The organism is Stenotrophomonas maltophilia group sp. Smal13, from assembly GCF_030236855.1.
GTDB classification, from domain to species: domain Bacteria; phylum Pseudomonadota; class Gammaproteobacteria; order Xanthomonadales; family Xanthomonadaceae; genus Stenotrophomonas; species Stenotrophomonas maltophilia_A.
In genome coordinates this window covers 1-13,045 of the sequence record NZ_JASJSQ010000120.1, presented here as the reverse complement: position 1 = coordinate 13,045, position 13,045 = coordinate 1, and the positions used below count along the sequence as shown (strand labels likewise).

At 67.3% G+C, this 13,045-nt stretch carries 8 protein-coding genes; 5 read left to right on the top strand and 3 right to left on the bottom strand.

The genetic code is table 11. The features are described from left to right. Positions 1 to 145 precede the first annotated feature (145 nt). A complete protein-coding gene (locus tag QRO95_RS23375; RefSeq protein WP_285303596.1) occupies positions 146 to 2,995 on the bottom strand; it encodes a pitrilysin family protein in 2,850 nt (949 codons plus the stop codon). A 415-nt stretch (positions 2,996 to 3,410) separates the two neighbouring features. Between QRO95_RS23375 and QRO95_RS23370 the strand changes: the two genes are divergently transcribed. Together QRO95_RS23370 and QRO95_RS23365 are read left to right on the top strand one after the other, a co-directional pair. Continuing rightward, positions 3,411 to 3,887 (top strand): hypothetical protein, encoded by a 477-nt coding sequence (locus tag QRO95_RS23370; RefSeq protein WP_032130143.1) that lies wholly within the window; start codon positions 3,411 to 3,413, stop codon positions 3,885 to 3,887. A 69-nt stretch (positions 3,888 to 3,956) separates the two neighbouring features. Continuing rightward, positions 3,957 to 4,436, top strand: a complete 480-nt coding sequence (locus QRO95_RS23365; RefSeq protein ID WP_005407625.1) for a tRNA (cytidine(34)-2'-O)-methyltransferase — start codon at positions 3,957 to 3,959, stop codon at positions 4,434 to 4,436. Between the two features lie 316 nt (positions 4,437 to 4,752). Here the strand turns inward: QRO95_RS23365 and QRO95_RS23360 are convergent, their stop codons facing one another. Further along, the gene (locus QRO95_RS23360; protein ID WP_071228793.1) at positions 4,753 to 5,916 is read right to left on the bottom strand and encodes an acyl-CoA dehydrogenase family protein; all 1,164 of its coding nucleotides are present in this window, start codon (positions 5,914 to 5,916) and stop codon (positions 4,753 to 4,755) included. 315 nt (positions 5,917 to 6,231) lie between these two features. Here QRO95_RS23360 and QRO95_RS23355 point away from each other — a divergent pair, with 315 nt between their 5' ends. Together QRO95_RS23355 and QRO95_RS23350 are read left to right on the top strand one after the other, a co-directional pair. After that, positions 6,232 to 7,908: an electron transfer flavoprotein-ubiquinone oxidoreductase gene (locus tag QRO95_RS23355; RefSeq protein WP_049461849.1), complete on the top strand. Its 1,677-nt coding sequence runs from the start codon at positions 6,232 to 6,234 to the stop codon at positions 7,906 to 7,908. Between the two features lie 65 nt (positions 7,909 to 7,973). Beyond that, complete coding sequence (locus tag QRO95_RS23350; RefSeq protein ID WP_049398615.1) at positions 7,974 to 8,375, top strand: cytochrome c family protein; 402 nt, start codon at positions 7,974 to 7,976, stop codon at positions 8,373 to 8,375. On the opposite strand, the gene QRO95_RS23345 is transcribed toward QRO95_RS23350, so the two are convergent. After that, a complete protein-coding gene (locus QRO95_RS23345; RefSeq protein ID WP_285303595.1) occupies positions 8,369 to 11,968 on the bottom strand; it encodes an ATP-binding protein in 3,600 nt (1,199 codons plus the stop codon). The two genes, QRO95_RS23350 and QRO95_RS23345, sit on opposite strands and share 7 nt — an antisense overlap. Positions 11,969 to 12,042: 74 nt before the next feature. Between QRO95_RS23345 and QRO95_RS23340 the strand changes: the two genes are divergently transcribed. Then, positions 12,043 to 12,681: a response regulator transcription factor gene (locus QRO95_RS23340; protein ID WP_032130138.1), complete on the top strand. Its 639-nt coding sequence runs from the start codon at positions 12,043 to 12,045 to the stop codon at positions 12,679 to 12,681. The last annotated feature ends 364 nt before the right edge of the window (positions 12,682 to 13,045 follow it).

Genomic DNA, 13,045 nt, shown 5'->3' with positions numbered 1-13,045 from the left:
AGCCTGAAGCGGGGGTAGCCGGTGGGTGGGTGGGGCCAGATCCCCCGCAGGGGAGCCTGACCCCGCCTTCGGGTCACGGAGTTGCCGGCCAGCGGCCGGCACTACCGGAGGAGCCGGCCCGCCCCATGGCGGGCCGGGTAGTGCCTTACTTCTTGACCGGATTGCCTTCGGCATCGATCACCATCACCTCGCCCAGGTTCAGCGCGCGCACGGCCGCTTCGGTCTGCTTGAGGTCACCCACCACCACCCAGGTCAGCGCCTGCGGCTTGATCTCGGCGGCGGCCTGCTGCACCTGTGCCGGGGTCATCGCCTCGATCTCGGCCTTGCGGCGCAGCACGTAGTCATCCGGGCGCTTGAACTGCACGATCGAACCGATGGTCGACGCCACCGCGCTGGCGGTCTCGTAGGCACCGGGCAGGCTCAGGGTCTGGATGTTGCGGATGCGGTTGACCTCGGCGGCGGTGGCCGGCTTGCTGCCGTCGGCGAACGCGGCGATTTCCTTGCGCATTTCCGCCATCGCCGGGCCGGTCTTGTCGATCTGCACCGGCGCGCTGGCCATCCACGGGCGCTGGCCCACCGAATTGATCGCGCTGCTGCGCGCACCGTACGACCAGTGCTTGTCCTCACGCAGGTTCATGTTCAGGCGCGAGGTGAAGTCGCCACCGATCACGCCGTTGGCAATATCGAAGCGGGTCGAGCTGGTGGCGCTGGACGGCGCGACCACCTGGCCGGCGAACAGGTTGGCCTGCACCGCGCCCGGCTGGTCGATCAGGAACACACGCGGGCCCTTCGGCAATGCGACGTCGGTCGCCGCCTTCACCTGCGGAGCATCGCCGGCAGCCTTCCAGTCGCCCAGCTGCTTGTCCAGCAGCGGCACGATTTCCGCCAGCGTGGTATCACCGACCACGATCAGGGTGCCGTTCTGCGGGCGCAGCCAGTCGTGGTGGAAATCAACCAGATCTTCGCGGGTCAGGCCGCTGATCGCCGCCTCATCGCCACTGCCGGTGAACGGAATGGCATACGGGTGGCCCTTGCCATACAGCAGTGGCGGCAGCACGCGCATCGCCACCGCACCCGGGTTGACCTTCTCCTGCTGGATGCCGGCGATCCAGGTCGCCTTGACCCGGTCGATCTCACCCTGCTCGAAGCGCGGCTCGCGCAGCAGGTCGCGGTACAGCGCCAGCGACGGTGCCAGGTTTTCCTTCAGTGCCGACAGGTCCACGCTCATCGAGTCCAGGCCGGCCGAGGCATCCAGGCTGGCGCCCAGCGCATCGGCAGCATCGGCGAAGGCCAGCGAGCCGAGCTTGCCGGCGCCTTCGGTCATCAGGCTCATGGTGAAGTTGGCGGTGCCTGGCTTGCGGCCCTGGTCGGCGCTGAAGCCGCCCGGGAACTGGTAGCTGAACTGCACCACCGGAATCTCGTGGCGTTCGGCCAGGATCACCTGGGTGCCGTTCTTCAGCGTGGCGCGCTGCAGCGCCGGGAACTTCAGCTGCGGGAACTCGCGGGTCTGCGGCACGCCGGCCTTGCGGTCGACCTGCTCCGGCAGGGTGCTGTACTTGGGGTCCACCGCAGGAACGTTGAACGGCTTCGGCGCCTGGCTCGGGTCTTCCTTCAGCGCCACACGCTCACCCGGTGCGATCACCAGGGTGTGGCTGCCCTTGTCCAGCCACTGCGCGCCCAGCCGGCTCAGATCAGCAGCACTGGCCTTCTCGATGTTGGCCAGCGAGGTGCGGAAGCAGCCCGGGTCGCCGGTGAACACCGCGCACTCGGCCAGTGCGTCGGCCTTGCCACCGAAGCCGCCAATGCGCTCGATGCCGCGGATGAAGCCGGCGCGGGCACCGGTCTTGGCGCGCTCCAGCTCGGCCGCGGTCGGGCCCTGCTTGATCAGGCGGTCCAGTTCCTCGTCGATGATCTTCTCGACCTTGGCCGGATCCTGGCCCTGCTTGACCGTCGCCATGATCACGAAGTTCGAACCCAGCTGCGAGGTCGAAAGGCCCGAGGCGATGCTGTCCACCAGTTTGTCCTGGTGCTGCAGGCGCTGGCTCAGGCGCGAGGACTTGGCACCGCCCAGGACCTGCGCGAACAGCTGCAGCTGATCGACATCGGTGGTGCCGACCTGCGGCACGTTCCAGGCGCGGTAGATGCGCGCCTGCGGCACCTTGTCGGTCATCGTCTCGCGCGTGTCGGCGTTGCGCTTGGCCACGTTCACTGCCGGCTGCGCCATGGTCGGGCCGGCCGGGATGCTGCCGAAGTACTTGCCGACCTTTTCCTTGGCAGTGGCCAGGTCGATGTCGCCGGCCAGCACCAGCACCGCGTTGTTCGGGCCGTACCAGGTGCGGAACCAGGTCTTCACGTCATCCAGCGACGCCGCGTTCAGATCGTTCATCGAACCGATCACGCCGTGGTGATACGGGTGGCCTACCGGGTACAGCGCCTTGTTGAGCTGGTCCCAGGCCTGACCGTAGGGCTGGTTCTCGCCCTGGCGCTTCTCGTTCTGCACCACGCCACGCTGCTCGTCCAGCGCCGCCTGGTCGATCGCACCGACCAGATGGCCCATGCGGTCCGACTCCATCCACAGCGCCATGTCCAGCGCGGTGGTGGGCACGTTCTCGAAGTAGTTGGTGCGGTCGGTATTGGTGGTGCCGTTCTGGTTGGTGGCACCGACCTGCTTGAACGGTTCGAAGAATTCGCCGTCGTGGTTTTCGCTGCCCTGGAACATCAGGTGTTCGAACAGGTGCGCGAAGCCGGTACGGCCGGCCGGTTCGTCCTTGCTGCCCACGTGGTACCAGACGTTGACGGCGACGATCGGCGCCTTGCGATCGGTATGCACGATCACGCGCAGGCCGTTGGGCAGGGTGAACTGCTCATACGGGATATCGACCTTGGCCGGTGCTGCCGGCTTGGCCGCCAGCGCATGGGAAGGCACAAGCGTGCCCAGGGCGGTGCTGAGGGCGACGGCCAGCAGTGCAGCGCGCGGGCGAAGGGCGAGAGACATATCCGGATCCTTGGTCACATAGGTGAACCCCGATCCTAGCCTGCGCACGCAGCGGCAGGAATCGGCCAGCAGTCACTGGGGGTGTTTGCCCCTGTGCCCCATCCGCAGCGCCGATCTGCGCTGCCTGACCGGTCACAAGCGCCCGCCAGGACCGTCCGGACAGTGTCCGCAGCACATCGAATGGACAGGTGTCCGCCTACCGGACACTTCTCGACCAAACAAAAACTCTTGCAAATCAACAACTAAAAGTTGGCACGGGGATTGCTTGGTACTTCCTGCGCCAGGAAGGGCTTCAGATGAAAGCTGACTGAAGACTGAACACATGCAGGAAACCGAAAATTTTCCTTGCAAGCCCAGAATAGGTGTACTACCTTACTACCACACCACTGATCACCGACACTAAACAGGCCCCGTCATGAACGCCAAGACCATTGCCATCGCCATCGCCCTGATCGCCGGCACCGCGGTTGTTTCGTCGGTGCAGGCCTCCGAATCCATCCAGACCCTGGCCACCGTGCAGGTCCGCCCGGCCGCCGACCAGCTGGCCCAGCAGGCCTGGGAACAGGCCAGCGGCATCCCGACCCTGGCCACCGTGGAAGTGCGCCCGAGCGCAGACCAGCTGGCCGAGCGCAATGGCTACGTTGCCGCCCCGGTTGCTGCCGCGATGCCGATCACCACCCTGGCCTCGGTGGAAGTGCGCCCGAGCCTGGAACAGCGCGTCGCCCTGGCCGCCGAAATGGAAGCCCAGCGCTACGCCGCCACCCTGGCTGCCGCCGCCACCAACGTCGCCAACTCGGTCATCGTCAACCTGCCGGCCCTGCAGGTGCGCCCGAGCGCCGCCGACCTGCAGGCCCTGGCCACCGAAACCGCCCAGGTCCTGCTGCGCCCGTAAGCGGTGCCGCCCTGCCCAGCGCAGGGCGTGCGCCGTAAAGGCGGCGGTCGTCGCAGGTACACTGCGCCGATGAATGCCGCGCCCCAGTTCCATGTGATCCTGTTCCAACCGGAAATCCCGCCCAACACGGGCAATGTGATCCGGCTCTGCGCCAACACCGGCGCGCAGCTGCACCTGGTCGAGCCGCTCGGCTTCGCACTGGAAGACAAGCAGCTCAAGCGCGCCGGCCTGGACTACCACGAATACTCGCGCCTGCAGGTCCACCCCGACCTGGACACTGCGCTGGCGCGGATCGCACCAAAGCGCTTGTTCGCACTGAGTACCCGGGCCAGCGTGCGCTACGACAGCGTGGCCTTTGAAGATGGTGATGCGTTCCTGTTCGGCCCGGAAAGCCGCGGCCTGCCGCAGGACGTGCTCGATGCCTTGCCCGATGGCCGCCGCCTGCGCCTGCCGATGCGGCCGGACAACCGCAGCCTCAATCTTTCCAACACCGTTGCGGTGGTGATGTACGAAGCGTGGCGGCAGCACGGGTTTGCCGGCGGCGCGTAAACCGCCTCAGGTGAGTGTGGACCTGCTTCTGGTGGGTGCGGACCCTGGTCCGCATCGATGCCCGGTCCCGCACTGAAGGAATGTGCCAACCAAGGTTGGCACCTACCAAAGGCAGGTCCAGGCCACCGCCGAGAACCTCTGATGGCTGTGGATCGCTTCTGGTGGGTGCGGACCTTGGTCCGCACCGATGCCTGGTCGCGCGCTGAAGGAATGTGCCAACCAAGGTTGGCACCTACCAAAGCACATCCCAGGTGGCCGTGGCAGGTGCCATGTGCAGTTGATCCACGCCATGCGTGGATGGTGTTCCCCGCACCGCTCAGAACGCGTTGATGCCGGTCAGTTCGCGGCCGATCACCAGCTGGTGCACGGTCTCGGTGCCTTCATAGGTGATCACCGATTCCAGGTTCAGTGCATGCCGGATCGCCACATGCTCGGTGGTGATACCGGCCCCGCCCAGCAGATCGCGACACTCGCGGGCGATGTCGATGGCCATGCGGCAGTTGTTCCACTTGGCCAGGCTGACCTGCTGCGGCTGCAGCTGGCCAGCTTCCTTCAGGCGGCCCAGCTGCAGCGCCAGCAGCTGCGCGGTGGTGATGCGGCGGGCCATTTCGGCCAGCTTGATCTGCGCGCTCTGCGTGGCCGCCAGCGGGCGACCGAACAGCACGCGTTCCTTGGCATAGCCCAGCGCTTCATCCAGGCAGGCAATGGCAGCGCCGATCGGGCCCCAGCTGATGCCGTAGCGGGCCTGGGTCAGGCAACCCAGCGGGCCCTTCAGGCCCTTCACGTTCGGCAGGCGGTGGCTGTCGGGCACGCGCACGTCGTCGAAGAACAGCGCGCCGGTCAGCGATGCGCGCAGGCTCATCTTGTGCTTGATCTCCTGCGTGGTGAAGCCGGCCATGCCCTTTTCCAGCACGAAGCCCTGGATGCCGTCTTCGGTCTGCGCCCAGACGATGGCCAGATCGGCCACCGGGCCGCTGGTGATCCACATCTTGCTGCCGCTGATGCGCCAGTCGCTGCCGTCACGCACCGCGCGGGTCTTCATGCTGGCCGGATCGGAACCGCCGTGTGCCTCGGTCAGGCCGAAGCAGCCGATCAGCTCACCGCGCGCCATCGCCGGCAACCACTGCTGGCGTTGCTCCTCGCTGCCGTAGGCATAGATCGGGTACATGCACAGCGAGCTCTGCACCGAGACGAAGCTGCGCAGGCCCGAATCGCCGCGCTCCAGCTCCTGGCAGATCAGGCCATAGCTGACCGCACCCAGGTCGCCGCCGCCGTACTCGGCTGGCAGGGTGGCACCGAGCAGGCCCAGCGCGGCGATCTCCGGCACCAGCTCTGAAGGGAAGCGGGCCTGGTCGAAGGCATCGCCGATGATCGGCAGCACGCGCTCGTTGGTGAAGCGGGCGACGCTCTCCTGCACCGCGCGCTCTTCCTCGTTGAGCAGGGAACGGACATCGAACAGATCGTACGGATGCAAAGCCATGGCACTCACGCGCAGTCAGGACCCGGCCATTGTCGGTCATCCGCAAGCATCGCGTCTGGTAGGTGTGGACCTTGGTCCACACGGAAGCGGGTCCGGGCGGTGAAACAATGTGCCAACCAAGGTTGGCACCTACCCGGCCACGTGCATTACGCTGCACCGCAGCAATCATGACGTGAACATCGTCGATCTAGCTCGATCACGCGCGGCCCGGTACCCTGACACATTCAAACAACCGTTTCGCTCGTGGCTGCACGCGCGATTCCCAGGCACCGCCGGTGGCCCCGATGCCGGCCCTACCCACGAGTCATGCAATCGATGAGCGCTGAAGCCAACGCCCTGCCCCCGCGTGAAGTAATGGAGTTCGACGTGGTGATCGTCGGCGCCGGCCCCGCCGGCCTGGCCACCGCGATCCGCCTGCGCCAGCGCGCGATCGAAGCCGGCCGCGACCTGTCGGTGTGCGTGCTGGAGAAGGGCTCCGAACCGGGCGCGCACGTCCTGTCCGGCGCCGTGATGGATCCGCGCGCACTGACCGAACTGTTCCCGGACTGGGCCGAGCGCGGCGCACCGCTGAAGCAGAAGGTCACCCGCGACGAATTCCTGTTCCTCAGCGAAACCGGCGCACGCAGCACGCCCAATGCGCTGCTGCCGGAGTGCTTCCACAACGAAGGCAACTACATCATCAGCCTGGGTGAAGTGACCCGCTGGCTGGCGCAGCAGGCCGAAGCGCTGGAAGTGGCGATCTTCCCCGGCTTCGCCGCAGCCGAGGTGCTGTACGGCGACAACGGTGAAGTGATCGGCGTGGCCACCGGCGACATGGGCATCGAGAAGGACGGCAGCATCGGCCCGGCCTTCGAACGGGGCATGGCGCTGCAGGCCAAGTACACGATCTTCGCCGAAGGCGCACGCGGCCACCTCGGCCGCCAGCTGATCGCGCGCTACAAGCTGGACGAAGGCAAGGACCCGCAGGCCTACGGCATCGGCATCAAGGAACTGTGGCAGATCGACCCGGCCAAGCATGAGCCGGGCCTGGTGGTGCACGCAGCCGGCTGGCCGCTGGACAGCGACACCTACGGTGGTGCGTTCCTGTACCACGCCGACGGCGGCAAGGTCGCCATCGGTTATGTGGTTGGCCTGGACTACAGGAACCCGTGGCTGAGCCCGTTCGAGGAATTCCAGCGCTTCAAGACCCATCCGTCCATCCGCAAGCACCTGGAGGGTGGCACCCGCATCGGTTACGGCGCGCGTGCGATCACCGCCGGCGGCCTGCTGTCGCTGCCGAAGACGGTGTTCCCGGGTGGCGCGCTGGTCGGCTGCGAGGCCGGCTACCTCAACGCCAGCCGCATCAAGGGCAGCCATGCCGCGATCAAGACCGGCATGCTGTGCGCCGATGCCGCGTTCGACGCGCTGGCCGCCGACCGCCAGCACGATGAACTGAGCGCCTACCCGAAGGCGTTCGAAGCCAGCTGGCTGTTCACCGAACTGCAGCAGGCCAAGAACTTCAAGCAGTGGTTCAAGAAGGGCCAGACCGTGGCCACGCTGATGACCGGCGTGGAGCAGTGGCTGCTGCCGAAGCTGGGCGTGCGCAATCCGCCGTGGACCCTGCACCGCACGCAGCCGGATCACGTCTGCCTGGAGCCGGCGGCCAAGCACACCCGCATCGCCTACCCGAAGCCGGATGGCGTGCTGACCTTCGACCGTCTCAGCTCGGTGTTCCTCAGCAGCACCAACCACGACGAGAACCAGCCCAGCCACCTGACGCTGAAGGACCCCAGCATTCCGGTGAAGGTGAACCTGGCCGAGTACGCCGGCCCGGAAGCCCGCTACTGCCCGGCGGGTGTGTACGAGTTCGTCGGTGAAGCCGATAACGCGCGCCTGCAGATCAACGCGCAGAACTGCGTGCACTGCAAGACCTGCGACATCAAGGACCCGACCCAGAACATCGTCTGGGTGACCCCGCAGGGCGGTGGCGGCCCGAACTATTCGGGCATGTGATTGCTCCGGGCTGCGACCGCGTGTCGCAGCCCACCTGCCCCGCTGCGTCGCTATCCTGCCCGCCCATGCGTGCTTTCCGCCTGCTCATCACCATTGCTTTGACCCTGACGGCCACGGCCTGCCAGCGCCCGCCTGCGGCACCGGCCACGCCGGAACAGGCGCAGCAGCAGGCCATGCAGCGCGCGTTCGAGCTGTGCGCCGGCTGCCACACCGTGCAACCTGGTGGCATCCACCGCTTCGGACCCAATCTGCACGGCGTGATCGGCCGCCGCGCTGGCAGCCTGCCGGACTATGGCTATTCCGACGGCATGCGCCGCGCCGATATCACCTGGACCGCGCAGACCCTGGATGCGTTCCTGCAGTCGCCCACCCACGTGGTACCCGGCACGCGCATGTACAACGCCTTCCCCAGCGCCGAACGCCGCGCACTGGTGATCGCCTACCTGCAGCAGCAGTCGGCTCAGTGAGCCAGGCGCTGCAGCTGTCGCTGCAGCCGTGCCACAAATTCCGCCACTGCCGCGAACAACGGCGCCACATCGGTTTCCGCCGCATCCTGCAGACGCTCCACCAGCGCATTGGCCTGCCCGGCCAGCACTGTCGCTCCCACCGCGCCCAACCCACCGGCCTGGCGATGCAGGTGCAGTGCGGCCGCCTCGCGATCTCCAGCCTGCAGCGCGTGCTTCACGGCGGCAAGATCGCCTTCGCTGGCCTGCAACAGGCTGTCGCGCAGCTGCTCGGCCACCGCACGCGAGCCGAAGCGCCGCTGCAGGCTGTCCAGATCGGGCAGCGCCCCAGCATCGTCGGCAGCGGACCCGGCCTGCGGCTCCTCGAACGACTGTCCCTGCGCCTGCGGCAACCAGCGCAGCAGTGCGGTGCGCAGCGTGGCCAGTGACAGCGGCTTGGCCAGCACTTCGTCCATGCCGGCCTCGCGGCAGCGCCGTGCATCGTCATCCAGCACGCTGGCGGTCAGCGCCAGCACGGTCAGCCGCGGCTGGCCGTTGCGGCCCTCGCGTTCGCGCAGCAGGCGGGTGAAACCGAAGCCATCGAGCACCGGCATCCGGCAGTCGGTGATCACCAGATCGAAACTCTCCGACGACAGCCGATCCAAGCCCTGCTGGCCGTCACCGACCATCACATGCGGCACCCCCAGCTGCTGCAGTCGCCAGGCCATCATCGCCTGGTTGGTCGGGTGGTCTTCGATCACCAGCACCCGCGCCTGGCGCAGCGCCGGCGGCAGCAGCGAGGCCTGTTCCTGCTCGGCGACCAGCGCTTCCACATCACCGCTGCCGGCTTCCACCAGCGACAGCCGCACCTCGGCGCGGGTCCCTTCGCCCAGCGTGCTGTGCAGCTCCAGCTCGCCGTCCATCATCTGCACCAGGCGCTGGCAGATGCTCAGGCCCAGGCCGGTACCCCCATGGTCGCGCTGGATGTAGGCACCGGCCTGAGTGAACGGCGCAAACAGGTGCTGCAGCTGTTCCGGCGCGATGCCGATGCCGGTGTCGGTGACGCTCAGGCACAGCGGCTGGCTGCCGTCTTCGGCGGTCGGCCCCAGCACGTCCAGCTGCAGCCGCACTTCGCCGCGCACGGTGAACTTGATGGCGTTGCTGAGCAGGTTGAACACGATCTGGCGCAGGCGCACGCCATCCACTTCGTGCGCGGCCGCCAGCTGCGGGTCGATCTGCACGTGCAGGTCCAGCCCACGTGCACTGGCCTGTGCCGACAACAACCGGCACACGCTTTCCAGCAATGGCCGCAGCGGCTGCGGCACCGGTTCCAGGCGCAGCGCGCCGGCCTCAAGCCGCGAGTAGTCAAGAATATCGTCGAGGATCTGCCGCAGCATCTGCGCCGAATCCTCGATCACCCCGAGGATGCGCTGCTGCTCGGCATCCAGCGGCGAATGCGCCAGCACTTCCAGCATGCCCAGCACGCCACTCATCGGCGTTCGGATTTCATGGCTCATGGTCGCCAGGAAACGCGACTTCGCCTCCGCCGCCTGTTCGGCTTCGGCCTTGGCCGCAGTCAGGGCCTCGGCCTGTGCACGCGCCTCGCTGACATCCACCCAGTATCCACTCCAGGTGACCACGCCCGCTTCCGCCGCATAGGGATGGGCCTGGCTGCGCACCCAGCGCGCGCCGGTGCCTTCAGGTCGCAGCCGGAACTCGAGAACAAGCGGTGCGAACTGGCGCGCCGCCTGCTCGACCGCATGCAGGATGTGCTCGCGGTCGTCTTCCTCGATGCGCTCCAGCAGGCACATTGCGTCCTGTTCGGCCTGCTGCCGGCTGATCCCGAACAACGCCTGCAGGTCACCGGCAATGAACGGGAAGCTGAGGGTTCCGTCTGCCGCGCGGCGAGCCTGATAGACCACGGCAGGCAGGTTGTCGGTGACTTCGGCCAGGCGCTGTTCCAGGTGACGCCGTCCGGCCACCTCGCGGCGCAGCCGCCAATGCCCGATGGCGTGCACCAGCAGCGCGGTGAGCAGCACCAGCAGCAGCGGCACGCCCCAGCGCATCGCGCTGTTCCAGTCCAGGCCGTTGCGGTACTCGACGGCCAGCCAGTCCCCGCGCAGGGCCTCGCGCTTGCGCGGCGTCATCTGCAGCAGCAGGCGGTCGAAGGTGGTGGCCAGGGCGGCATGGCGGCGCTCAACCGCCAGCACCAGCTGATCGTTGAAACCTGCCGGTGCCGCCACCTGCAGGCGCCCCGGGAAGCGGTTGCGCAGCAGATGGTCAACCAGTGCCAGGTTGCCTACGTAGGCATCGGCGTCTCCATTGATCAGGCGCTGCAGGGCCTGTTCCGCGCTGCGTGCCGCGATGATCCGCGCCTGCGGCGCCTGCTGCAGCACATAGCCACGCACACGTTCCGGATCGGACAGCAGCACCCGCTTGCCCTGCAGGTCGGACAGGCCCAGCAACGCCGGGCTGTCACGCCGGCTGACGATCACGTTCGGCACGCTGATGAAGGGCTGGCTGAACACCCAGTCCGGGCCCAGGTAGCGAGAATCGGCAGGAATGCCCATCACCGCCTGCAGCTCGCCGCGACGCGCCTTCTCGCGCACCTCGTACCAGTCATGGCTGTTTTCCACCTGCAGGTTGGCGCCAGCCTGCAGCAGGCGCCGCAGGTATTCGCTGGCCAGGCCACTGGGGTTGCCATCCTGGTCCGCGAACGACAGCGGCGCCGCGTTCGGCGCGAAGCCGATCTTCAACGGCTGCTCCAATACCCGTTTCTCGGCCTGGCTCAACGCCAGCTGTGCCGATGCCGACCACTGCGGAGGTGGCAGCCAGCGCTGCACCAGCGCATCGCGCTGGGCCTGGCTGGTCGCAGCCAGTGCCAGGTCCAATGCTTCGGCCAACGGCTGCTTGCTGTTGGGAACACCGAAGTGCAGCCGTTCGGGCGGCAGATCGCTGGGACGCAGCAGCACGACCCTCTGCAGGTCCTCGCGTGCGATCAGTTCGGTGGCCACGTAGGCATTGCCGATGTAAACGTCTGCCTTGTCGTCTCTGACCATCTCCAGCGCCGCCAACGAGCTGTTTGCGACAAGCTGTCGTGCCCGGGGAAAGCGCGCCCGCACCTGCGGGCCGGTCAGGAAGTCCTGCTCGATCACCACCCGCAGTCCATCCAGGTCGGGGATGTCGGAGGCACGCAGGTCATCCGGGCGTCCCACCAGGGCCAGCGCTGCCTCGCCATAGGCGGCGGTATAGACCATGCAGCGGGTGCGGTCGGCACTGAGACCGACATTCATCACTACATCGATCTCGCCACGACATGCCGCATCCAGCACGGATGTCCAGTCGGGATAGCGCCGTGCCTCCACCTTCACGCCCAGCTGACGGGCGAGAAGCGACAGATAATCCGGGCCCAGGCCGACCTGCTGGCCATCACGGAGGGACTCGAACGGCGGCCAGCCACTGTCATACTGGCCCACGACGATGCTCGGATGCGCGGCAAGGTACTCGCGCTGCAGCGGGCTGAGCGGCAACAGCCCAGGCACCGCCTGTGCCAGCGCCGCAGGCAGCACCAGCACGGCCAGCAGCAGGACCAGCCCGCGAACAGCCCAGCTACGCATCGGCGTTGATCTCCTAGAATCTGCCAGGAACCGCGATGGTCGCGGTCCGGCGTGCCCGGTGGCCATACTAGAGCATGAGCTTGCGCATCATCATCGCAGACGACCACCCGGTGGTCCGTATCGGTACCCGTGCCGTCATCGAATCGAGCGGGGTGGGCCGCGTGGTCGGCGAAGCCGACAGCGCGCAGGCGCTGATGGCCCTGCTCGGCAGCCAACCCTGTGACCTGCTGGTCACCGACTACTCCATGCCGGGCAGTCCCCAGGCCGACGGCTTCGCCATGATCGGCATGATCCGCCGCCGTCATCCCGACCTGCCGGTGCTGATGCTCAGTGTCTCCAACAACCTGGCGATCCTGCGCATGGTGCTCGACAGCGGCGTGCTCGGCCTGGTCGACAAGAGTTCGTCGATGGACGAACTGCCACAGGCCATCCAGGCGGTCTACCGGGGCCAGCCCTACATCAGCCGCAGCCTGCGCGAGCGGGTCGAGGCCGCTGGCAGCTGGCGCATGCGCGAGGGCGACGGCAAGCCACTGTCGCCACGCGAGGTGGAGGTGCTGCGGCTGCTGGGCACCGGCATGACCGTGAAGGAAATCTCGCTGCAGCTGCACAAGAGCGTCAGTACCATCAGCCGGCAGAAAGGTGACGCCATGCTCAAACTGGGCCTCAAGGGCGACGCCGAGCTGTTCGATTACCTGCGCGACGGCAAGATCTGAGAGCCAGATCACACAAGAAGGGCAGCTGCCACCGCCCTCTTTGACCGGCCGCCGATCTGTGCCAAGATGGTCCGGCATGAGTTCTCAATGCGAGGTCGAAGGAATCGACCGGCTCATGTCCTCGCTCCCGTCCCTGGTGGACGTGGCGCGGTTTCCTGCCGGCCGTCTGGCCCGGCAACGCTGACCATGGAGAGGCGCATGCATCACCCCCCCAAGCTACGTTGGACCCTGCCGTTGCGGCCTCTGCGCGCATTCGCGGCGTGCCTGCTCGTCTCTCTTTCCGCTGCCGCCTGCAGCGCCGCCGATCCGGCCCCCTCGTCCTCCCAGCCCGGCGCCCCTGCGCAGGCTGCCAATGCGCCCCGAC

Bases quoted from the DNA above. Each gene is read 5' to 3' on its own strand.
- QRO95_RS23375 (WP_285303596.1), bottom strand. From the start codon at position 2,995: ATGTCTCTCGCCCTTCGCCCGCGCGCTGCACTGCTGGCCGTCGCCCTC.
- QRO95_RS23370 (WP_032130143.1), top strand. From the start codon at position 3,411: ATGAACGCCAAGACCATTGCCATCGCCATCGCCCTGATCGCCGGCACC.
- QRO95_RS23365 (WP_005407625.1), top strand. From the start codon at position 3,957: ATGAATGCCGCGCCCCAGTTCCATGTGATCCTGTTCCAACCGGAAATC.
- QRO95_RS23360 (WP_071228793.1), bottom strand. From the start codon at position 5,916: ATGGCTTTGCATCCGTACGATCTGTTCGATGTCCGTTCCCTGCTCAAC.
- QRO95_RS23355 (WP_049461849.1), top strand. From the start codon at position 6,232: ATGAGCGCTGAAGCCAACGCCCTGCCCCCGCGTGAAGTAATGGAGTTC.
- QRO95_RS23350 (WP_049398615.1), top strand. From the start codon at position 7,974: ATGCGTGCTTTCCGCCTGCTCATCACCATTGCTTTGACCCTGACGGCC.
- QRO95_RS23345 (WP_285303595.1), bottom strand. From the start codon at position 11,968: ATGCGTAGCTGGGCTGTTCGCGGGCTGGTCCTGCTGCTGGCCGTGCTG.
- QRO95_RS23340 (WP_032130138.1), top strand. From the start codon at position 12,043: ATGAGCTTGCGCATCATCATCGCAGACGACCACCCGGTGGTCCGTATC.